The organism is Chitinophaga solisilvae, from assembly GCF_009928525.1.
Taxonomy (GTDB): domain Bacteria; phylum Bacteroidota; class Bacteroidia; order Chitinophagales; family Chitinophagaceae; genus Chitinophaga; species Chitinophaga solisilvae.
In genome coordinates this window covers 532,748-554,314 of record NZ_JAABOK010000001.1, presented here as the reverse complement: position 1 = coordinate 554,314, position 21,567 = coordinate 532,748, and the positions used below count along the sequence as shown (strand labels likewise).

Annotated in this window: 18 protein-coding genes; 11 read left to right on the top strand and 7 right to left on the bottom strand. The window is 48.5% G+C overall.

Translation table 11 applies throughout. The features are described 5' to 3' along the window. Positions 1-27 precede the first annotated feature (27 nt). Positions 28-1,371 (top strand): lipopolysaccharide biosynthesis protein, encoded by a 1,344-nt coding sequence (locus tag GWG06_RS01950; protein ID WP_160710997.1) that lies wholly within the window; start codon positions 28-30, stop codon positions 1,369-1,371. 11 nt (positions 1,372-1,382) lie between these two features. Beyond that, positions 1,383-2,216, top strand: a complete 834-nt coding sequence (locus tag GWG06_RS01945) for a beta-1,6-N-acetylglucosaminyltransferase (protein ID WP_127039784.1) — start codon at positions 1,383-1,385, stop codon at positions 2,214-2,216. A 99-nt stretch (positions 2,217-2,315) separates the two neighbouring features. Here the strand turns inward: GWG06_RS01945 and GWG06_RS01940 are convergent, their stop codons facing one another. Genes GWG06_RS01940 through GWG06_RS01910 form a run of 7 tightly spaced genes read right to left on the bottom strand, consistent with a single transcriptional unit; the run spans position 2,316 to position 9,834 of the window. Continuing rightward, positions 2,316-3,083, bottom strand: coding sequence for a class I SAM-dependent methyltransferase (locus GWG06_RS01940; protein ID WP_160710996.1), 768 nt, complete (start codon positions 3,081-3,083; stop codon positions 2,316-2,318). A 17-nt stretch (positions 3,084-3,100) separates the two neighbouring features. Continuing rightward, a complete protein-coding gene (locus tag GWG06_RS01935; RefSeq protein ID WP_160710995.1) occupies positions 3,101-4,231 on the bottom strand; it encodes a glycosyltransferase family 4 protein in 1,131 nt (376 codons plus the stop codon). 17 nt (positions 4,232-4,248) lie between these two features. Then, entirely contained in the window at positions 4,249-6,087 is a 1,839-nt protein-coding gene (gene asnB, locus GWG06_RS01930) for an asparagine synthase (glutamine-hydrolyzing) (RefSeq protein ID WP_235938082.1), read from the bottom strand. A gap of 37 nt (positions 6,088-6,124) precedes the next feature. Continuing rightward, entirely contained in the window at positions 6,125-7,063 is a 939-nt protein-coding gene (locus GWG06_RS01925) for a glycosyltransferase family 2 protein (RefSeq protein WP_160710992.1), read from the bottom strand. Then, the gene (locus GWG06_RS01920; RefSeq protein ID WP_160710990.1) at positions 7,047-8,252 is read right to left on the bottom strand and encodes a glycosyltransferase family 2 protein; all 1,206 of its coding nucleotides are present in this window, start codon (positions 8,250-8,252) and stop codon (positions 7,047-7,049) included. The genes GWG06_RS01925 and GWG06_RS01920 overlap by 17 nt, the downstream gene beginning before the upstream one ends. Beyond that, positions 8,252-9,403, bottom strand: a complete 1,152-nt coding sequence (locus GWG06_RS01915) for a sugar transferase (RefSeq protein ID WP_235938081.1) — start codon at positions 9,401-9,403, stop codon at positions 8,252-8,254. Before GWG06_RS01915 ends, GWG06_RS01920 begins: the two co-directional genes overlap by 1 nt. 35 nt (positions 9,404-9,438) lie before the next feature. Then, positions 9,439-9,834, bottom strand: a complete 396-nt coding sequence (locus tag GWG06_RS01910; protein WP_127039766.1) for a response regulator — start codon at positions 9,832-9,834, stop codon at positions 9,439-9,441. Between the two features lie 406 nt (positions 9,835-10,240). Here GWG06_RS01910 and GWG06_RS01905 point away from each other — a divergent pair, with 406 nt between their 5' ends. The 9 genes from GWG06_RS01905 (at position 10,241) to GWG06_RS01865 (ending at position 21,291) form a co-directional block, all read left to right on the top strand. Continuing rightward, positions 10,241-11,494: a glycosyltransferase family 39 protein gene (locus GWG06_RS01905; RefSeq protein WP_160710988.1), complete on the top strand. Its 1,254-nt coding sequence runs from the start codon at positions 10,241-10,243 to the stop codon at positions 11,492-11,494. A gap of 571 nt (positions 11,495-12,065) precedes the next feature. After that, entirely contained in the window at positions 12,066-14,255 is a 2,190-nt protein-coding gene (locus GWG06_RS01900; RefSeq protein WP_160710986.1) for an exopolysaccharide transport family protein, read from the top strand. Positions 14,256-14,277: 22 nt separating this feature from the next. Next, entirely contained in the window at positions 14,278-15,366 is a 1,089-nt protein-coding gene (locus GWG06_RS01895) for an acyltransferase family protein (RefSeq protein WP_160710984.1), read from the top strand. A 134-nt stretch (positions 15,367-15,500) separates the two neighbouring features. Then, positions 15,501-16,928 carry an O-antigen ligase family protein gene (locus GWG06_RS01890; protein WP_127042913.1) on the top strand — a complete coding sequence of 476 codons (1,428 nt, stop codon included), beginning with the start codon at positions 15,501-15,503 and terminating at the stop codon, positions 16,926-16,928. Beyond that, positions 16,925-17,668 (top strand): TolC family protein, encoded by a 744-nt coding sequence (locus tag GWG06_RS01885; protein ID WP_127042915.1) that lies wholly within the window; start codon positions 16,925-16,927, stop codon positions 17,666-17,668. Before GWG06_RS01890 ends, GWG06_RS01885 begins: the two co-directional genes overlap by 4 nt. Before the next feature lie 43 nt (positions 17,669-17,711). Next, positions 17,712-18,455: a carboxylesterase family protein gene (locus GWG06_RS01880; protein ID WP_127042917.1), complete on the top strand. Its 744-nt coding sequence runs from the start codon at positions 17,712-17,714 to the stop codon at positions 18,453-18,455. Beyond that, positions 18,452-19,015: a gluconate 2-dehydrogenase subunit 3 family protein gene (locus tag GWG06_RS01875; protein WP_160710982.1), complete on the top strand. Its 564-nt coding sequence runs from the start codon at positions 18,452-18,454 to the stop codon at positions 19,013-19,015. The genes GWG06_RS01880 and GWG06_RS01875 overlap by 4 nt, the downstream gene beginning before the upstream one ends. A gap of 27 nt (positions 19,016-19,042) precedes the next feature. Further along, positions 19,043-20,227: a glycosyltransferase family 2 protein gene (locus tag GWG06_RS01870; protein WP_160710980.1), complete on the top strand. Its 1,185-nt coding sequence runs from the start codon at positions 19,043-19,045 to the stop codon at positions 20,225-20,227. Continuing rightward, positions 20,224-21,291: an acyltransferase family protein gene (locus GWG06_RS01865; RefSeq protein WP_160710978.1), complete on the top strand. Its 1,068-nt coding sequence runs from the start codon at positions 20,224-20,226 to the stop codon at positions 21,289-21,291. Before GWG06_RS01870 ends, GWG06_RS01865 begins: the two co-directional genes overlap by 4 nt. Positions 21,292-21,567 lie beyond the last annotated feature (276 nt).

Genomic DNA, 21,567 nt, shown 5'->3' with positions numbered 1-21,567 from the left:
GCATTTATCATTAATCCGTTTGATCAGATGGCGTTCATGCTACCCGCGGCTTTCAGGAGCAGGCATTTTCATTCGTTGCTGGGCAATATTGTTATTGCATTTTTTAACGTACTGTCGTTTGCGTTACTCGTCAGGCTACTGCCTAAAAGCGCTTTCGGGGAGTGGGTATTATTTATTGCCTCCTATAATATACTGGACCAGGTGCGTACAGGACTGATGCAGACCAGCATCATCAAATTTTACGCGGGCAGCAGCGAAGAAGACGGAAAGCGGGTAGCCGGCGCGGGCTGGCTGATTTCCGGGATACTCACCCTGGGTTATGTAGCCCTCTGTTTCCTGATATTCCTGATTGCAGGACCCTGGCTCAACGCTACCTGGCATTTCTTTATCTGCTGGCTGGGGATACTGACCTTGTTCTCCCTGCCCATGAACTTCGCTTCCTGGATGTTGCAGGCAACACACCGCTTTGATAAAATAGTGCTGATACGTCTGTCACAGAACGGCACTTTCCTGATACTGCTCGGCATCCTGTACCTGCTGCATATGGTAACCCTGCCCAACGTATTACTCGCATATACTTCGTCTATGGCCGTTTCCAGCATCTATTGCCTGTTGCGTAAATGGACGTACCTCCATACATTCGCCTTCCGCACCCGGGAACAGGCCGTGGCCCTGTACCGTTACGGACGGCTGATAGTAGGCAGCATGGCTTCTTCCACCGGGCAGAGCTATGCCGACAATATCGTACTACGTTACCTGCTGGGACCTGAAGCCGTAGCGCTCTACAGCATTCCGCAGAAATTTATGGAAGTGGTGGAAATCATCCTGCGCAGCTTCGTTGCCACTGCGCAACCCACCCTATCCGAATCCGCCAACCGGCAGGATCTCCCCGCAGTAGCCAGGGCCTTCTGCCGTTATACCGGCACCGTTAGCATCCTGATATTCCCCTTCATCCTGGGAATGTTGCTGCTGACAGAACCACTCATCCGGATACTGGCATCCGGTTCCTATCTGGCGGCAACTGATATTGTGCGCATCATCCTGCTCTCTGCCATCTGCTGGCCTATGGACCGCTTCATCGGCGTTACACTGGACATGATGAACCTGCCCCACATCAACTTTAACAAAAACATCCTGAAATTTGCACTCAGCGTAACGCTGGAAATCACGCTGATACTTCTCTTCAAAGATATCAGATCCGTAGCCATCGCTTCTTTCTGTACCGTAATATTTGCTATCATCTATGGTTATTACTTTATCAGAAAACACCTGCAGATACAAATGCGGGACATATGGCATTACGGCTGGCAGGAATGCAGAACACTGCTGCAAAAAGCAGGGAGAAAAAAACCGGTAGTACTTAACGACTAATTCCACGAACCATGAAACTGGCATTTATAATACTGGCACATAAACACCCGGCACAGGTAAAGCGCCTGCTGCAAAGGCTCTCCCACCCTGCTGTTCACTGTTATCTGCACATCGACCTCAAATGTAACCTGCAGGACTGGCAGGAAGTCATTAACCTGCCGCAGGTATTTCCCGTACGGGAACGCGTAAACGTTATCTGGGCCGGCTGGAGCATTTGTCAGGCTACCCTGAACAGTATGCACGCCGTGGTGCAAACCGGTGTTGCCTACGACTACATAACCCTGCTCAGCGGCCAGGACTATGCATTGCAGCCCATTCCCGACATCATCCGCTTTCTGGAACAACACCCCGGCCAGCAGTTCCTCAACGTCATATCCGACGAGGCCCTGCAACCCATGATGAGCAAAATGGATCATTACCATTTTGTAGAATACAATTTAACGGGGAAATATATGCTGGGAAGATGGCTCACCAGGCTGCTACCGGCACGTAAACCACCCTACGGACTTAAACTCTACTGCGGCGATGCCTGGTGGACACTCAGTCTGGATTGCGTAACCTATTGCCTCCGCTACGAAAAAGAACACCCTTCCCTCCAGCGTTACTTCAAACTCACCTGGGGTTCCGATGAATTCATACTGCCCACCATCCTGATGAACAGCCCGTTCGCCGCGCAGATTGCGAAACACAGCCTGCATTACATCGACTGGAGCGCCGGCAAGGAACATCCCAAAACATTTGATACGACAGACGTTCCGGCATTACTCGGCAGCGGCCGGCCCTTCGCCAGGAAATTTGACCTGACGCAGGCGCCGGAGATATTCGACAAAATCGATGGTATTTAGTTATTTGGTTATTTGAGATTTGGTTATTTGGAATGCAGCGGAGATTTGAGCGGTTTTGTTTTTTTTGATGGTGTTTTGATGATGGTGTTTTGTTGGGTATCAGCTGTTTTTCTTCCAGAGGGTGTTGAAGCCGCCGGTGAAGCTGTATGGGAGTACTTCTGCTACCTTGCAGTCCAGGGATTGCAGAAAGCGTAGTTTTTTAGTGAGCACGGAGAAAGGAAATACGTCTTCTACAAAATTGGTTTTTGCGAAGCGGATGATATTAAAATCATTGCTGCTGGCGAGCTGCTGTAAATCCTTGCGGGTAAAGAACTGTACGTGGTCCAGGTTATCGGCCTGGGATTGTACGGTAGTACCTCTGAAACCGAGGGCGCCTTTCACCCGGTGAATAAATTTCCAGATGGCAGGGTTATTACGCGCGCGGAGCATGGGTTTGGTAACGCACACCTCTCTGGGGCCCATCCCGTTTGGTACAGTAACTACCAGGAGTCCGTTATCCTTCAGGGAGGCGTAGATGGTGCGCAGTAACACTTCCGGCTGGTGCAGATGTTCCAGCACTTCACTGCAGATGACTGCATCATACTGTTCCCCCTGCGCGGTGAGCGCTTCCGCGCTGATCGCTTCAAAACGAACATTGGGCAAAGTATTTTTGGAGCGGGCCACATCAATTGTTTTCTGGCTGATGTCTATACCCAGCACCTGGTAACCGAATTGTCCGAGGTGCCTGCTGATAACCCCGTTACCACAGCCTACATCCAGTACTTTTCCCTGTGCAGGGATTTCCTGCTGCAGACTTTCCGTGATAAAGTTGAGTCTTTTAATATCAGCGATGCGTTCGTATTCGTAGGTGATGCCTGGTTTATTCATATCTGCAAATGCAATTTTTAAGGTTTATACAGCTGATCGTAGATAGCTTCAATCTTGCCTGTCATATCTGCTACCTGGTAATGCTCTGCTACACTGGCGATGGCTTTTTGTCCGAGGCGCTGGCGCAGCGGCGCATCCGTAGCCAGCGTAACAATGGCGGCAGAAAGCGCGTGGCTGTCGGCCGCAGGTACCAGCAATCCGTTCTCACCGTTCTCTATGGCCTCCCGCGTACCGTCCACATCAGAGGCGATAACCGGTCTGCCCATAGCCATGGCTTCGAGTACGCCGATAGGAAATCCTTCCCACAGGGAAGGCAGGCAGTAAATATCAATACCATTCAGTACGGCAGGTACATCCTGGCGGAAAGTATCAAAGCGTACCTGCTCTGTGATGCCTGCTTCCATGGCGGCGTTGCGGGCAGCGTCCTTCAGTTCGCCTTCTCCTATCATCAGCAGCGTCATCTGGGGCACCAGTTTCAGCGCCTCTGCAAAAGCCCGGATCATCGTCAGCGGGTCCTTCTGGTAGGTCATGCGTACAATGTAGCCGAGTACCAGGTGGTTCGCCGGAATACTATATTCTGCGCGGATATCCGGATAGGAAGCATCCGGGTTGAACCTGGCGGTGTTGATACCGTTTCTGATCACCACTGCGTTCAGTCCGCGGAAAGCCTGATCCCCGGTTTGCCGGTTGGATTCAGACACGCAGATGTTGACCTGCGCTTTACGGGTGATGTATTTCTCCGCAAGGGTTCTGGCCCATTTCATTACCGGGTGCTGCCCTTCATGAAACGACCATCCGTGAACCGTATAGATCACGGGCAGTCCGAGGTTGCGTGCGGCCCAAAGCACATTGGTATTGGCGCGGGTGCCATGCACATGTACCAGGTGCACCTGCTGCTCGCGGAGAAAACGTTTCACCTGTTTCCAGACGGGGATATCAAAAGCCTTTTCACTGTGAATAACGTGTACGGCTATATTCATTTTTTGCAGTGCGCTGATCATGGGACCGTCAGTGAATGATAATACCACCGGTTCGTAACGCTGTCTGTTCAGGGTAGCTACCAGGTCCAGCACATGGCTTTCCCCGCCGCCGATCTTACCCTGGCGGATGGTTTCCAGTATTCTTATTTTACCATGCTTCACACTCATATAATTTTAGGGGGACGTTACAATTGTTCTATCCAGCGGCTATACCACAGCTGAAATACCAGCAGGTTCCATAATTTCTGATGGCTGACTTTAGCGCCGGACAAATACTTCTTCAACAGCTGCGTCACATGCGGCGCATGCAGCAATCCGGATTTCCGCAATCTTTCTTCCGATAAATAGTATTGCATCTGTTCCTTCAGCTCTTCGCGGAACCACTCCTGTAAAGGCGCTATGAACGGCCGTTTCGGACGGTCCATCAGGTGCTGCGGAATATAGCGGTGTACAATGGTTTTGAGAATGTACTTATTTACATTGTCCTTCACTTTCATCGAAGCCGGTACTGTAGCCAGGTATTCTACCAGGCGGTGATCCAGCATCGGCTCACGGCCTTCGATGCTGACAGACATTGTAGCCCTGTCTATTTTCACCAGGTTGTTATCTACCAGGAAAGTTTTGTAATCCACTGCCAGCAATCTGTTCAGGGAATCGTTCACATCATTCAGTTCTCCGTTGAGGTCAAAACTGGTTTTATATGCCTGTGGAACAGTATTCATATAATGATGCGCTTCTGTTTCCGTCAGGTACTGGCTGATATACTTCATGGCTTTCTGCGGCTGACCGGAAGCCCATATCAGCTTCATCTTTTCATACCGCGAAGCGAAATTGTACTGCTTATTGAAATAGGGAATCCATTCAGGGTTGATGAGGTCCATAGCATGACTGAGTAAGGATTGCATCCCTCTGGGCATATTACCGGTATAGCGCAGCGACTGTCCGAATTTATGGTAGCCGGCAAATATTTCATCGCCACCATCAGCGCTGAGCGCCACTTTCACCTGCCTGCTCGCCAGGCGGCTTACTAAAGTAGTCGGTACTGTGGAGTTATCCGCGAATGGTTCGTCGTAGATTTCCGGCAGGTGGTGCAGCACTTCTTTTGCATCAGCAGGGCCAATGATCCATTCCGTATGATCGGTACCCAGATGATGGGCTATTTTTTTTGCTTCCGCAGATTCATCGAACGCTTTTTCCTTATAGCCGATGGTAAAGGTTTTGATGCGGGAGGTGGCATCCTTTTGCAGCAGCGCTGCTACGCTGGCGCTGTCATATCCTCCGCTGAGAAATACGCCAACAGGCACATCTGCCACCATGCGGTAGCTGTACGCACTCTTCATCAATGCCTCTGTTTCATTGATGACTGCCTCTAGCGGCTGGGTGGTCAGCGGCTTTTTATAGGCATCCAGCACTTCCCAGTAGGGATAGGTATGTAAACCGGTATTGCCCAGATCCAGTTCCAGGAAGTGACCGGGTTTCAGTTTCCAGGTATTCTTATAGATCGCGTAGGGCGCCGGAATATAGCTGAACTGCAGGAACAGCGAAAGACTGTTGACATCGATCTCCTTCTGAAATGCAGGATGCGCACATAATGCTTTCAGTTCAGAGCCGAAGAGGAAAACATTATTGTACCAGTAATAGTAAAGCGGCTTCACCCCTGCCCGGTCGCGGCAGAAGATAATTTTATTCCGTGTGCGGTCATAAACCACAAAGGCAAACATACCGATACACCTGTCTACCACTTTCTCCTTCCAGCAGTCGTATCCTTTGAGCAGCACTTCTGTATCAGAACCTGAGGAGAAGTGATAGCCGCGGATTTCCAGCTCTTTTCTTATTTCATGGAAGTTATAGATTTCACCATTGAAGATGAGCGTGTATTGCTGGAAGTGCATAGGCTGGTGGCCGGAGCTGGACAGATCCTGTATAGACAGGCGGCGCTGGCCGAAACCGATGCTGGCATTGGTGGCGTCAAACACTTCGTAGCCCGCATCGTTGGGGCCACGGTGCTGCATGGAATCTGTCATCCCCTGCAGTATGTCAATGTTTGATTTTTTCGAAAAATCAATAAAACCGGCTATGCCACACATATGTTTGCATTGGTTTAAGATGTCCGAGATGCCATAGTACGCCGCTCCAGAATGCTTTCAGGTGAGAGAGTTCCCGTTTCAGCAGAAACTGCAGCGTGTTCTTTGGTATCGTCAGAAAAGTGAAATACACCAGGAAGATGAATAGTGCGGCGCCTTTCATATTGCGGCGCATAAACAGTATTCTGTTCCGGGTGATATAATATGTTTTCAGTACGCTGTTCTTTCCGGTGGTCATGGATTCCTTGTGATAGATCAGCGATTTGTACTGATAGTAAATTTTATATCCTTTGCGTTTGAACATCTCACACCAGTCGAATTCTTCGTAGTATAGGAAATACAGTTCCGGCATGAGTCCGACTTTACGCAGTGCCTTTGCGGCGATCATCATGCCACCGCCATGAGCGTAGGGTGTTTCCTTCAGTTCATCGTACTGCCCGTTATCCTGTTCGCGGCAACCGATCATGCTGTTACGGCCTGTCCAGGGGTCTACTTCCTGGTAACCGGCATATTCAATGGTACCCGGGTGAAAGAAGTAATGGAACTTCGGGCTCACCACACCGGCATCCCTGTGCTGCCGGAATACTTCCAGCAATCCTTCTATCAGTCCTTCCGTAAATTCCGTATCGTTGTTCACCAGGAAAAAATATTCACCGGAAGCCTCCCGGATACCCAGGTTATTGCCGCCGGCGAAGCCTCTGTTAATCCTGCTCCGCAACACCTTCACGTCCTTACGTATAGCCGTCAGGGTTATCGACGGGTCTTCTTCCGAAGCATTATCCACAACAATCACTTCCAGATTGGAATAGGTGATATTATTGAGCGACAGCAGCAGTTCCGCCGTGACGCCTGTATTATTGTAGTTCACCGTAATGATGGATACCAGCGGCTGATATGTATTATTTTCCAGGGACATCTAACAACGGGTTATCAATGGTAGTTTTAGAATGATGCGTATGAATGAATTTATTGTTGGCCCCTTTCAGCCGGAAAGGCAGCATGAGCATAATGCCCAGCGCTTTCGGCAGGATGCGCAGCACCGTCAGGGAATACCTTTTATAAAAGGCTACCGGTACCGGCAGCAGCAGTGATAAAATATTGGCTGCAAACAATACGATCCAGCCGTAAAGCGGGATGAAACGGTATTGTCCGGCGATTGCGCTGGCAGCAGTACAGAGTGTTACGGCAGCCAGCAGCCAGGTGCGTGGCAGTAACAGATTCTGTATTACGCCCAGGTTGAAATAGTCTATATGGCCACGCAGCAATGCCTTCCAGCCTTTTGTCCAGTAGGCTCGCAGGTATACAAACTGACTGGATACCCAACGGCGGCGCTGGTTACCGAAGGCTTCCGGACTTTCTACCTTCTCATCAAATACCAGGGCATCTTCCAGGTAATATATCTTATGTCCCTTTTCAATCACCAGCAGTTGCAGCACTTTATCGAATCCGCCGGTGGCCTGTATTTCCTGCATCACGTCCTTTATCATTCCGTAGGAAAAAGCCATCCCGGAACCGATGACGGAAGAGGATAAGCCTAGTGCGTTTGCACCGCGGCGGTACAGGAAATTGGCGATCATTTCATTTACAGCATCCAGTACGGCAAAGGGCGTATCCATATTTTTGGCTACGCGCTGCGCCTGTATGGCCTGTTCTCCGGCCTGCCAGGCCCGGTTGATCTTCAGCAGAAAATCCGGCTCCAGCATGTTATCCGCATCGCAGATCAGCGCCAGGTCATAGTTTCCGGAAAGCCGGCCAAAGGCCGCGTTCAGGGAACGGGCCTTGGTGCTTTTATCAAAAGATACTTCAATAACGGTAACGCCTGTATGTTTCAGCTGTTCGAGCGTAGCAGGCTGCAAGGAATCTGCAATCACCACTACTTCGTATCTGTCATGCGGATAGTTCAGCGCTCCGTAGCTCTTAACGCTGGAAAGGATGATGCTGTCTTCCCGGTAAGCCGGCACCATAATGGCAATACGGCTATAGCTCCGGGTTTCCGGCAATGGTTTCCTGCTTCCGTTTAATCTGCCGGCCAGTGCCAGCAGCAGGTTACAGGCAATACATACAGCGATATAGGCAAAACATACGGATACGATGAATCCTGTCATTACACATTGTCTTTTTGGATCAGTGCCTTTGGCGTACTTGCCATCAGCCACATATCATACACGAATGAATTTTTTCTGGCATAACGGATATCCAGCTCTATACGTTCTTCTACGGACATCTCCTTCTTTCCGCGTTTGCTCACCTGCCACAGTCCGGTGATACCGGCAGGCGCCATGAAACGTTCCGCCCACTCATCGGTAGTAAGCGTAGCTGCTTCGTATAATGGCAGCGGGCGGTTTCCTACGAGCGACATCTCTCCTTTCAGCACATTGAACAGCTGGGGAATTTCATCTATGCTGGTATTGCGGAGGAAGTTGCCCAGGCGTGTGATGCGCGGGTCGTTGGATACCTTATAGAATTTAGGTCCTTTACTGTTCGTATCGTATTGGTTCAGGTGATTCAGCTGGTGCAGTTTTTTATCTGCATCTGCAATCATCGTTCTGAATTTATAGAATTTGAAGATACGGTAGTTACTGCCTGCGCGTGGCGCCCTGTAAATAACGGGGCCTTTGGATTCGATCCTGATCAGCAAAGCGATCAGTAATAACAGCGGGGATAACAGCAGGATAAGCGTAGCAGATACCAGTATATCAAAGGCGCGTTTCAGCGTGTTGCTTACTATGCCGCTGAAACTTCTCGGTACGCGTGGTGCGGCGGCAGCAGGTCTGAATAACTGGAGCCGTTTGAATTTCGCTACAAAGTTTACTTTGTTGTCGAGGTTGGCAAAACAATCCCTGCTGATGATTTCATCAATAAAAGGATATTGTTTGTGCAACTCTCTCAGCGCATCCGTTACATGTTCGCTGTACAGGAAGAAAGGAATGGAGCGCAGTACCCGGTGGGATTCCAGGTATGTCTTCCACTGCGCGAAGGATTCTTCGTAATCGCTGCTGAAATTAAACACAATCACCGCGGGTATTTTGCGGTAGTTATTCAACAGTTGTCCGATTGTTTTTTCGGCGGTCGCCACATTTTCTACCATCACATATTGAAATCCGTTAACGCCTTCGGGCAAAGCATGATAAGCCTTTCCAACAAACAGCAGAATCCTGTCGTAGTCCGTATACATCGGTACAACGTGTGTGCGGTATTCCGCGCTGCGGGAAACATTGTGCAGTGTCGTCAAATCAGGTGTAATCGTAGAATGCATATCTCAGTTATTAGGATTTATGATTGCAGTGCCGGCTAGGAAACATGTACCGGGGTCAGTTGCCCTAGTAAGATGGCTTCTGCCTGCTCCTGCAATTTTTGGGGATCAAATGGTTTTGACATGACGGCCTGTACATTGCTGTAGCGGGCAGTGAGATTGGTTGAAGCGGTATCTGTAGATCCTGAAAGCACGATAACCGGTAAATCTTTGTACAGATAACTGTCTGCCAGGAAGTCCAGTAATTCCCAGCCGTTAATATTAGGCATCTGCAGATCTGTGATAATCAGATCCGGTTTGTTGCCGTTGGATAACCAGGACATAGCCACCAGGCCATCCTGCGCTGCGATTACAGCATGTTGTTTACTGAACAGGGCTTCCAATAAGAACCTTATCGGTGAACTATCATCAATAATCAGTATTTTCTTTTTCATTACCTTCTTAACATTTTAATATTTGGTTACGGGAAGTGTACAGCAACATGCAATACAATACCCTAGAAGGTTTTAAATGGATAAGGTCAGGAAAATTATTCGGTAGTTTTTCAGGGGATGCTGGCAGGTTAATGGGAATAAATTCCCGCTCTAAAGTTTTTCATTTAATGCTTAGTTAAATATAAGCATCTTTTTTTTCTTTAACGAGTGTGAAATTATAACACTTTGATAATTACTTCTATTCTTTTTGGTAAACGAACAATTTTTATCCGTAAATGCAACGAAATCTGACGTGAACGAAAAAACGATTTCTTTAATCCGGAATGCTCCGCAGTATATTTTCAGTTTGCTGAATTTATTTTTATAATTTCAACGCCGCAATTGCACCACTACTTATAACTGACTGATGAAAAATAAGCTGTTCCCCGCTCCGCTCCTGCTCATGGCCGGTCTTGGAGGTTATCTTTTCCTGCTGCTGCTGACCGTTTATCATCAACAGGCACCGCTCTTTGATGAGCCGTTGTTTATTCCCAATGTGTACCTTTTTGAAAAATATGGACTCAGCAGGGAGTTTCTGGTGAACATAGACAACCAGGCGCCAGGCCCCCTGTATCAGTTTGTACATATTATTTTCAAGCCGCTCACGCATATGCAGACGCCGGGAATCCGGCTGGTAAATGTGGCGCTGCTGGGCCTGACGATACTCGTACTGGCTGCTGCCATTATGCGGATGCAGGCAAAGGACTTCCGTACGGCGCTGCTGCCTGCCCTCAACATCATGGCCATTCCCATGATATGGCAGGTATCCGGTATGGCGCTCACCGAAATTCCTCCTGTATTTTTTGCTGCGCTGTCCGTACTCCTTATATATATAGCACTGCAACGGTCCGTTATCACCGGCAGCCTGCTGGCATTGCTGGGAGGGCTATGCCTGGGGCTTTCCATCCTGGGTCGCTCACCGTTTCTGGTGATTGTACCTGCGAGCGCAGTACTGCTGTTATATCATTTTCAGGATCGCCGCAGATGGCTGCTGCTCTTCCTGTATAATGCCGTGGCGCTGGCTATGTGCGTACCGGTATTCCTGATCTGGCAGGGCCTGATGCCGCCACGGCAGGCAATTACAGGCGCAGGTGGTATTGACATATGGCATGGTATTCTTGCGTTCGCCTATGGCGCACTGCTGGTAATTATCATTGCACCTTCCTGGTTTATTTTTAACAGGAAGACAGGATGGTATCTGCTCATTACGTATTTCATATTACTTGCGGCGAACGTTACCCTGCTGCATTATTCGTATAGTCCGCTCAGCGAAGCACTGGATAAAATACTGCCTGCAAAGGCCATGCAGTTATATCCGTTTATCATCTCTCCGCTGCTGGCAACCGTAGCCATATACTTCATTGTCTGTTCACTGCTGCGTGCGTGGCAGCGCCGGAAAGATGTCTTTTTCCTGTTCATCCTGTTCTCCGGCATGCTGCTGCTGGCAAGCAGTTTCAAGGTTACGCACCTCTTCAGCTCCCGCTATGTGGCACAGGCTGCACCATTTATTGTACTGGCGCTGGCGCCGTACGACAAGATAACTTACGGTAAGGTATTACGGTTTGGGACGGGCATGGTGATAGGGCTGCTTTCGCTGGAAACGTACTTTCATTTCCGTTAATTACGAATTACGAATTGCGAATTACGAATGAAGAAGCGAAGAGCTAAACGTAGATCAAAGTGGATATTTTTAAGATTATCACCTTTAATCTACATTTAGCTCTTCGCTTCTTCATTCGTAATTCGCAATTCGTAATTCGTAATTAACTACTTAATAGCTATCGCTGCGATCTTTTCACCGTTCAAATTGCATCGTTCACCAACAAATTTTATTATTTCACGTAAAAAGATGAGCATAATAAGTAACTGCGGATTAATTTAGCACCCTGAAACCGGATACGCTAGTGGAGAATTATGTGCCGACTGAAACAGCGTTTTTGTTAACAACCAATATCCTTCGATAAGCCAACGATCTGTTTTCCATCAGATTTCGATTTTTTTTCCATTCCTCTGAACTGCTTGTGTGCATGGCCACAACTGCCTGCAAACGCCTGTCTGTATGCATATACGATATGGCAGCCAACAAAAACAACGTTCATTACAGCAGTATAATATCTCCCTGTGGAGAGATAAAAACATCCGGGCTGCCGGATTTTTTAAGTGTTTATAATTGATAAAAAATAATAATTGACATGGATGTAATATATTTCGTAAAAGCCCTCTACAAAAAGAAATGGTGGATACTGGCCGGCTCTGTCGCAGCAGTAGTAATCGCTTTCGTACTGACTATGGGCAGGCCGAGATTATATGTTTCCAATGCACAATTCTCTACCGGCTTCACCATGAAGGATCAGATCACACTGCGGGATGAGAACACTCCGATGTATGAAGCCGATGTAAAGTTCGACAATACCATTCAGACCCTGAACTCTCCGCTGGTAATAAGTCTGCTTGCCTATAATATGGTTATCCATGACCTCAGCAGCAATAAACCATTTGCGCGTCTGACAGAGAAACAGATGAAAAGCGATGCCTACCGCCAGTTCAACAAAACGGAGGCGCTGGAGCTGTGCCGCCGTAAACTGGACTCCATGCAAATGCTGTCTGCCTACATACCGGAAGAAACGCGCCTGATGGATTATCTCAAACTATGTGGCTATGATTACGAGTCCATCCGCAAAACGCTTAATATAAACCGTCTGCAGCGGACAGACTACATCGATATTACCTTCCGCTCCCCCAATGCAGAGGAGTCTGCCTACGTAGTAAATGCCCTCTATAAAGAATTTATCCGTTACTACCGCAGCCTGCGTTCCGAGCGCTCTGTAGAAAATATTGAAACATTCGATGACCTGGTACATCAGAAAAAGCAGGAGCTTGACAAAAAAGTGGAAGCGCTGCGCATGTACAAATCATCAGAAGGGCTGCTGAACGTAGAAGCTGCCAGTGGCAATGAACTCGGGCTGATCTCTTCTCTGGAAAAAACATTGCTCGAAGAACAGGCCAATAACAATACCTTATCCGCTTCCCTGGAAAGTGTGAACGGTCAGCTTTCTATGGTGAGCAGCGGCAAGACTGTATATGATAACGGCAACGGCGACATCGTTAATATCCGCAGGCAGATCAATCAGGCCAACGATGACAACCTGCGCGCCGGCGGCAACGATCCGCAGATACAGGAAAAGCTGAAAGACCTGCGCAAGAAATACCAGGACGCCATTTCCAGCTCTTCCACCGTTTCGGGTAAAGGCATTTCCAAAGATGAACTGCTGCAGAAAAAATCTGCGCTGACAGCTCAGCTCAGCGCCTCTACACAGAACATAGAAAATATGCGCGCCAAGATCCGCTCCCTGAAAGGTTCTGTAGGCACCTATGCCAACAAGGAAGCCACCGTGAGCGTACTGCAACAGGAAGTAACACTGGCGCAGGAAGAATACAATAAGCTGAAAGAAAAGCTGAATGCCGCCATGGACAACAGAACAGCCGCCGTAGATAACTTCAGGCAGACGCTGGTGGGCATGCCATCGTTCAAGCCGGAAAGCTCCAAACGCCTGGCTATTATGATGATGGCCGGCATCGCGGTATTTATCATGACTACACTCGGCATCCTGCTGATGGAATTCTTTGATTCTTCTATCAAATCACCATCCGTATTTGAACGCAATGTAGACCTGAAACTCATCAGCACAATCAACCATGCTGCCCTCCATAAAAATAATATCGAAAATGTACTACATAAGAAGATTGAAGATAACGAAGTAGTCCGCAAACGGCAGAACACCTTCCGGGAGCTGCTCCGCAAGCTCCGGTACGAACTGGAGAACAGCGGCAAATCCATCTTCCTCTTTACCAGTACAGAACCACAGCAGGGTAAAACCACACTGGTGCAGGCCGTAGCGTATAGCCTCAGCTTAAGCAACAAACGTGTACTCATTATTGACACCAACTTCTGCAATAATGACCTCACCGTGCAACTGGAAGCAAAGCCAACACTGGAGAGCTTTTCCATAGAACCGGATAAATTCAGCATAGATAAGGTAAGAGAAATTGTTACCACCTACTCTGCCAACGGCATCGAAGTGATTGGCTGCAGAGGCGGCGACTATACCCCGAATGAAATACTCCCCAAAAATCATCTGCTGAATTATCTGCCGCAGCTGACCGCCTACTATGATTTTATTCTGATGGAAGGCGCGCCGCTGAATGAATATACAGACAGTAAAGAGCTGGAAGCCTATGCCGAAGGGGTGATCGCCGTATTCTCCTCCAAAGCATCCGTTAAACAGATTGACAAAGACTCCGTATCCTTCCTTCAGTCACTGAACGGAAAGTTACTGGGCGCCGTATTAAATAATGTAAACGAGGATTTCCTGGAGCTGTAATGCTGCCACAAAGCAACACGTGATGAAAACGCCACAGTGGATCACTTATATTTTTTCTTTCCGGCCGGCTGATAACGGCCGTCATGCCTGGGTAGACTATGCCAAGGGCATGGCGATGATATTTGTGATATATCGTCATGTGCTGTATGGTTTATTGTACAGCGGACAAACCATCAGTGATACGATGATGAATGCCAATGAAGCGCTGTATGGTTTCCGGATGCCGCTATTCTTTTTTCTGTCCGGCCTGTTCTTTGCCAGCAGCCTGACAAAGCGGGGACCGTACAACCTTTTCATCAACAAGGTGAATACGCTGCTGCATCCCTATATCGTATGGTGTGTTATTCAGCTGACGCTGCAGATTGTTTTCTCCGGCAGTACCAATCATAAACGCGGGATAGAAAACTACATCGATATACTCATTCATCCGCGGGCCATGCTGCAGCAATGGTACCTGTTTGCCCTGTTCAATGTATCTGTGCTATATCTCTTCAGTCATGTTGCATTGAAACTGAAATGGCCGGTACAAATAGCGCTGGGATTAATTTTCCTGGGTATGATTCCGCTGGCCGGCGACATCAGTACTATTTCAGATGTCATGTACTATTATGTATTTTTTGCATTGGGACATGTAGCTGCACCGTGGTTTTTCAATGAGAAAATTCAGGAGCGGTTGTCCAATGGTTACCTGCTGCTGGCTATGCTGCCGGTGTTTGCAGCAGCGCAGTATTTCTGTCTGAAACATGCGGACACCAACATTTATATTTTTTCTGCGCTGGCTACTATCGGTGGTATCGTAGTAATTATGCTCTCTATGCTGCTGAGTAAATACAAGCGGCTGGCCTTCATAAAAGTTATCGGTCATTATTCTTTATACATATACCTGTTACACCTGAGCATTATATTCCCCTTACGGCTGGTGATTCTCAGAACACACATTATTACGGGCGTTCCCTTGATTACGGCGGTGCTGATGGCAGCCGGTATATTCCTGTCGATATTGCTTTACAGGCTTTGCCTCCTCCTGAAATTAAAGTTCCTGTTCGTGGGCGTTTTCAGGGAGCAACCTTATTCGCTGGCCCCGGTGGCTGATAAAAAGCAGATGATATGAAAAAGAAGAAAGAGCATAAAAAAATCAGCGAGCAATTGCACAAGAACCTGATTGTATTATTTGCCGGTCTTGTCATTATGATGCTGTTAATAAAAACATTATTCCTGTAAAATATTATACAACGAGGTCCTGACATGTCAACTATCTTAAAAAAGAATGGCGGTAACATCGCGCTCATAGCTGTATGGGTGCTGATGGTGGTGATAGTGTCTGTACTTTCTTCCATGGACCTGGTGGCGGGTATAGGTATCACCGTGGTGTTTGTCGGGCTTGCATTATGTATTGTCAGCCTGACACGCTATAAGCTCGGCTTTTATATATACATCACCGTTACCGTATTCCTGCCCATGTTGCAACGCATGTCGGGATCGAGGCAGAACATAGGGCTGGTGATGGATGCGCTGTTGCTGTGTACCCTCTTTGGGTGTATTATCCGCCGCGGAGATGCCAGCTTCAAACGCGTAAAATTCTCCAAAGAGCCGATACTGATCTGTTATTATTTATACATCATCTGGTTGTGTGTGGAGATAGTGAATCCGACCGGCGGCTCGCTGTTCGGATGGCTGGTGTTCATGCGGGTATTCATGCGCAGCATGCTGCTGATTTATATTGGTCTGAACCTGTTTGCCACCATGAAGGATGTGCATACCTTCTTTAAATACTGGTTGTTTATCGGTACGCTGGCAGCGCTGTACTGTTGTATCCAGCAATGGATCGGGCTGATGCCTTTTGAGAAGGCCTACCTCTATAAATACCGTGACCGGTTTGGCACCACCATGATTGCCGGCGGGATACGCCTGTTTTCCTTTATGGCCGATGCCGCTGTGCTGGGCATCATCATGGCGTGTAATGTGCTGGTATGCCTGATATTGCTTACCGCCAGCCGTTTCACCATCAAGCTGGGTTACAAGGCGTTGCTGGTTGTTTCTGCCATACTGCAGGTGCTGGCACTGGGCTATACCGGTACCCGCACGGGTTATGTGATGCTGCCGATGGGCATGATTGTCTTCTTCCTTGCCAGCATACAAAAAAGAAATACCATTCTTATCGCCATCGTGTTTACGCTGGCGGCAGTAGCTATACTGTTCGGGCCTTTCCACGGCAACCCTACCATTGTGCGGGTACGTACGGCTTTCCTCGGATCGGAGAACGCCTCCGTGAATGTGCGTGATAAGAACCGGCATATGATTCAGCCATTTATTTATAAGCATCCGCTGGGCGGCGGGCTGCTGAGCACCGGTGGGAATGCCGCGCTGGTGAATCCCGGAGGCAGTATGCTGGCTGATTTCCAGACGGACAACGGATACCTGCGGCTGGTACTGGAAAGCGGCTATGCCGGCATGTTCCTGATAGCGGGCGTATTGTTCTTCATTGTGCAGGGCGCCGTGTACAATTATTTCAGGGCCGGCAACGAACTGGACAAGCTGCTGATGATCAGCATTGCCGCTGCCGTATTTGCCATGTGCATAGCGATGTATGCGCAGGATGCCACTTCGCTGGTGGAGTCCGCGATTATGCTGAGTGTATATACAGCCATCACCATAAAAGTCAAATATATATGAACCACTCATCCCGATTAATCACTAAAGGCCTTATCATCGCCGCGTTGTTGCTGGGCAGCAGCAGGCAGATGTATGCGCAGCAGCAGGACACCGGTAATACCGTGTTACTGCGTCTTCCCAGTGATCCGGCCATAGTAGCCCGTTTTAAGCAACGGCTGGTAGAGCTGGCACTGCAGAATCCCGGTATTCAGCATTATGACGTACAGCAGGAAGTAAATAAATACGAAAAGCGTATAGCCGCCGCCAGATGGGCCAACCTCTTCTCCGCCTCCGGTAACCTCAACGAAATTACGCTCCGCGGTAACAGCCAGGGCAGCGTGTATTATCCGCGTTACAACTTCGGGGTGTTTGTACCACTGGGATCCTTCATTACCATCCCCAGCGAGGTAAGACGCGTAAAGGCACAGTCCAAACTGATAGACACCGAAAAGAAGTCCAAGGCAATGGAGCTGAAAGCGAGGGTATTACATCAGTATGAAGATTATGCCGCCCTGAAACAGTTGCTGGAGATACATCTGCCGGTACTGGAAGATGCGCTGAACCATTTCAGCCAGATAGAAGAAAAGTTCAAAGCCGGCGATGCCAGCGTGCCGATGGACATTTACAAGGAAGCCTATCGCTCCTACAATAATGAGCTGGTAAGAAAAATTACACTGGAAAGGGATCTTCGCCAGTCAAAGATAGATCTCGAAGGACTGGTAGGTGTTACATTGGAAGAAGTGTTATTACAGGTACAATAATTTCATGCGCAACGTGTTACTGATAGTTTTGATTTCATTATGCATGCAGGCAGCTCAGGCGCAATATGAGCCGATGAAGCTGGCCGATATGCGGATTTCTCCCTGGCATACCTGCCCTACGCTGGTATATACGCCGGATCTGGTTCCGGGTAAACGATATCCTTTACTCGTATGTTTTCATGGCAGAAGTATTGCCGGTAAAGACCCTTCCAAAATATTCAGGGAAGGTATTACCCGCCAGATAAAAGAAGGCAGGAAGATAGCTGCCGTCAATAAAAAGGACGGCAAGCGGTATGAGTTCATCGTAGTGGCCCCGCTGTCTACCAGCTGGTCTTTCTACCCGCAGCATACTGCCTCCTTCCTGGATGATGTCATCAAACATTATCCGGTAGACACAACACGTATTTACCTCACCGGATACAGTGCCGGCGGCTGGTCAGTTGAATCCGCCAAAACGCACAGCCCGGAGGTATCCCGGCGTATTGCAGCCTGTGTGACCATGTCGCCCCCTATCACAGAAAAAGATTACCGCAGCCGTTATAAACTGGTAGCAGATGCCAACATCCACACGTGGTACTTCGCCGGACTGCAGGACGGCTCTACCCTTGGCAATACCCGCGTATTCATGGACAGTACCAACAAGTACAAAACAGGACTGGTAAAGCTGACAGAGTATCCTGGCGGACATTCCGGCTGGCATACCTTCCTCAATCCTTCCTGGCGCGAAAACGGCATGAGTATTTACGAGTGGCTGCTGCAGTATACCACGCAAACGGATAAACGATGAACAGACGCAAAGCCATCGCAGGAATTGTTTTGTTCGGAGGCGCAGTCTATGCAGGCGTCAGAGGGCTACGGCTCTTCAGCACAGCGGACCTCAGCCAGCTGCCGGGGCATAGGGCCCTGATTGCAGAACTGGCAGAGATGATTATTCCGCGCACGGATACGCCCGGCGCAAAAGATGCAGTGGCAGAAGACTTCATCATCACCATGATAAAGGATTGTACCCCGCGTAAATCGCAGTATAACTTCATGCAAGGCCTCAGCGATGTAACCGCATACACCAGGCGGCACTATGGCTGCACCTTTATGGAGTGTACACAGGAACAACGTACGGAGGTCACCGCCCATTTCGAGGAACGCGACCGGCCCTTCAGCGGCCTCGCGGGGAAAGTATCCCGGAAGTTATCCGGCGATGCATTCTTTCAGACCCTGAAACGATATACCATTCAGGGATACTGTACCTCTAAACAGGGCGCTACCAAAGGACTGGCATATGACTATGTACCCGGCGCCTTCCGCGGCTGCGTACCCCTGCAACCCGGACAGAAATGCTGGGCTACCTGAATTGCTTTATACTAAAAGAATCAACAGATGATAATTGCCCAAACCCTGTTTATTATAAGCCTTATTATCCTGTTCTATAACTATATAGGATACGGACTGCTGCTGTATGTGCTGGTACAGCTGAAAAAGGTATTCAGGAAAAACGGTACTGTCATCAGCTTCTATGAACCGGATGTCACCCTTATCGTAGCAGCATATAATGAAGAAGCCTTCATCAGGGAAAAAATCCGCAATACCCTGGAACTGGACTATCCTGCCGGGAAACTGCATATCATCATTGTTACTGACGGTTCCACAGACCGTACCCCGCAAATCATTGAACAGTACCCTGCCATTACGCTGCTGCATCAGGCCGGACGGAATGGCAAAACTGCGGCGCTGAACCGCGCCATGGAACAGGTACGTACCCCCATCGTGGTTTTCTGCGATGCCAATACCTTACTCAACACAACGAGTATACGAAACATAGCTAAACACTATGCAGACCCACTCACAGGCGGTGTAGCGGGTGAGAAGAAAGTTATCAGCGGCGCAGGGGACAACGGCGCCGCCGGTACCGAAGGCATTTACTGGAAATATGAATCTGTGCTGAAGCGACTGGATGCACAGCTCTATTCTGTAGTAGGCGCTGCCGGAGAACTTTTTTCCATCCGCACCGCTCTGTTTGAACCGGTAGCACCGGAAGTGATCCTCGATGATTTTGTTATCTCCCTGCGCATCAATCAGCAGGGATACCGTATTGCATATGCCCCGGATGCCTATGCCATGGAAGCGCCCAGCTATGATATCCGGGAAGAGCACAAACGGAAAGTACGTATCAGCGCCGGCGGATTCCAGGCTATCGTCATGCTGCGCAGCCTGCTCAATGTTTTCCGGTATCCCGTATTATCCTTCCAGTACATTTCGCACCGGGTACTCCGCTGGACGTTATCTCCGCTGAGCCTGCCCGTGTTACTGCTTTCCAACGCCTGGCTCCTGTTTCATACCGGCAGTATTTTTTACAGCATGTTTATGGCCCTTCAGCTGGCAGCCTACCTGGCAGCACTGACGGGGTTTATACTGGCAGGCAGAAATATCAGAACAAAAATTTTCTACATACCGTTTTACTTTCTTTTCATGAACATCGCTGTATATCAGGGCTTCTTCCGGTTCCTGCTAAACAGCCAATCTGCAGCATGGGAAAAGTCGAAACGTAAAATGCAGACAACATGAGTAATCAGCATCCGGCAGCGGCCTTATCAGCGGATATCCAGACAGCGCCTGTTCAAAGCGGGAAAAAATACCTGAACTATATTCATCACTTCCGGGGTGTGGCCATCCTGTATGTGGTGGCTTCCCATGTGGTGGTAGACTGGGCGCCGGATTCAAATACCGCACGTATCATCGGCGTGCTGATGCAGAATGTAACCATCCTGTTTCTTTTCATTGCCGGCTACCTGTTTCAGCATCTCTCCGGAAAATTTGAATACAGGGATTATATGAAGAAGAAAGTGCAGCATGTCATCTGCCCCTATCTTTTTCTTTCTGCCATCATCATAACTGCACGGCTGGTGTTTAACAGCATCCCCGAACCGACACTACGCCAGCATCCTGACTTCGGACAATGGCCCCATTGGGAACAGGCAGCCTATTACCTGCTGCGCGGCACGCATATGCAGCAGCTGTGGTTTATTCCCATGATTACCATGTATTATGTGATAGCGCCGTTCTTTATTTATATAGACAGGCATCCCCGGCTATACTACCTGCTGATACCGTTCTATATTATTTCCCTGCTGGTACACAGAAGTGATCTCAGCCACACTTTCACGATGGCTATACATTTTCTCTCTGTATACCTCTTCGGTATGTTCCTGAGTCATTACAAAGAGCAGTACCTCGCATTCGCAAAAAAGTACTGGCTCCTGATCACCGTGATGGCCCCGCTGTTTTGGGTGCTTACCTACTATGCCCCCTCCGGGATATATGATTCCGTTGATTTTACCCAGAAGCTGCTGTTCTGCTGCTTCTTTATTTACTGGTTGTGGAAGCTCGACAAATATATGCCGTCATTCATTCATGTGCTGGCTACACTGAGCTTTGGTATTTACTATGTGCATTATTTCTTTGTCATGCTGCTGAGAGGACTGAGCAACCGCTTTTTTCATCATGGTATACCCGGCACGTTGCTGAACTGGGTTATTTGTCTGATATTGACAACTGTGATGTCTGTTATTCTGCTGAAACTGGTGAAACGTATAGCCGGCGATAAAAGCAAATATTTTGTAGGATGCTAGAAAACGTTTATGACTGTTTTTCTGCACTTCACCTGCTATTTCTACAGCTTTACGAAGTTTAATTTCAGCATGTGATAATTGTATATAACTTGTGTCGCATTATTAAATGAGGGCATTCATATGTCCTGCTACCAATCTTTCCAAACCGTTTCCTAAAAAAGAACCTCAAAGGTTACTTACAGCAGCAGCCTTGCCTGATTGTAAGCCAGCCAGTACTTTTTTTGACCAGTATGTCCGATGTTAAATCTGCTTGTTGTTTCACGGCAATAGACGTTG

What these genes read in the sequence shown, in the direction of transcription:
- GWG06_RS01890 (WP_127042913.1), top strand. Translation starts at nt 15,501, where the DNA reads ATGTCAACTATCTTAAAAAAGAATGGCGGTAACATCGCGCTCATAGCT.
- GWG06_RS01915 (WP_235938081.1), bottom strand. Translation starts at nt 9,403, where the DNA reads ATGCATTCTACGATTACACCTGATTTGACGACACTGCACAATGTTTCC.
- GWG06_RS01935 (WP_160710995.1), bottom strand. Translation starts at nt 4,231, where the DNA reads ATGAGTGTGAAGCATGGTAAAATAAGAATACTGGAAACCATCCGCCAG.
- GWG06_RS01865 (WP_160710978.1), top strand. Translation starts at nt 20,224, where the DNA reads ATGAGTAATCAGCATCCGGCAGCGGCCTTATCAGCGGATATCCAGACA.
- GWG06_RS01945 (WP_127039784.1), top strand. Translation starts at nt 1,383, where the DNA reads ATGAAACTGGCATTTATAATACTGGCACATAAACACCCGGCACAGGTA.
- GWG06_RS01940 (WP_160710996.1), bottom strand. Translation starts at nt 3,083, where the DNA reads ATGAATAAACCAGGCATCACCTACGAATACGAACGCATCGCTGATATT.
- GWG06_RS01880 (WP_127042917.1), top strand. Translation starts at nt 17,712, where the DNA reads ATGCAGGCAGCTCAGGCGCAATATGAGCCGATGAAGCTGGCCGATATG.
- GWG06_RS01870 (WP_160710980.1), top strand. Translation starts at nt 19,043, where the DNA reads ATGATAATTGCCCAAACCCTGTTTATTATAAGCCTTATTATCCTGTTC.
- GWG06_RS01895 (WP_160710984.1), top strand. Translation starts at nt 14,278, where the DNA reads ATGAAAACGCCACAGTGGATCACTTATATTTTTTCTTTCCGGCCGGCT.
- GWG06_RS01950 (WP_160710997.1), top strand. Translation starts at nt 28, where the DNA reads ATGGCGTTCATGCTACCCGCGGCTTTCAGGAGCAGGCATTTTCATTCG.
- GWG06_RS01925 (WP_160710992.1), bottom strand. Translation starts at nt 7,063, where the DNA reads ATGTCCCTGGAAAATAATACATATCAGCCGCTGGTATCCATCATTACG.
- GWG06_RS01920 (WP_160710990.1), bottom strand. Translation starts at nt 8,252, where the DNA reads ATGACAGGATTCATCGTATCCGTATGTTTTGCCTATATCGCTGTATGT.
- GWG06_RS01875 (WP_160710982.1), top strand. Translation starts at nt 18,452, where the DNA reads ATGAACAGACGCAAAGCCATCGCAGGAATTGTTTTGTTCGGAGGCGCA.
- GWG06_RS01885 (WP_127042915.1), top strand. Translation starts at nt 16,925, where the DNA reads ATGAACCACTCATCCCGATTAATCACTAAAGGCCTTATCATCGCCGCG.
- GWG06_RS01905 (WP_160710988.1), top strand. Translation starts at nt 10,241, where the DNA reads ATGAAAAATAAGCTGTTCCCCGCTCCGCTCCTGCTCATGGCCGGTCTT.
- GWG06_RS01910 (WP_127039766.1), bottom strand. Translation starts at nt 9,834, where the DNA reads ATGAAAAAGAAAATACTGATTATTGATGATAGTTCACCGATAAGGTTC.
- asnB (WP_235938082.1), bottom strand. Translation starts at nt 6,087, where the DNA reads ATGACAGATTCCATGCAGCACCGTGGCCCCAACGATGCGGGCTACGAA.
- GWG06_RS01900 (WP_160710986.1), top strand. Translation starts at nt 12,066, where the DNA reads ATGGATGTAATATATTTCGTAAAAGCCCTCTACAAAAAGAAATGGTGG.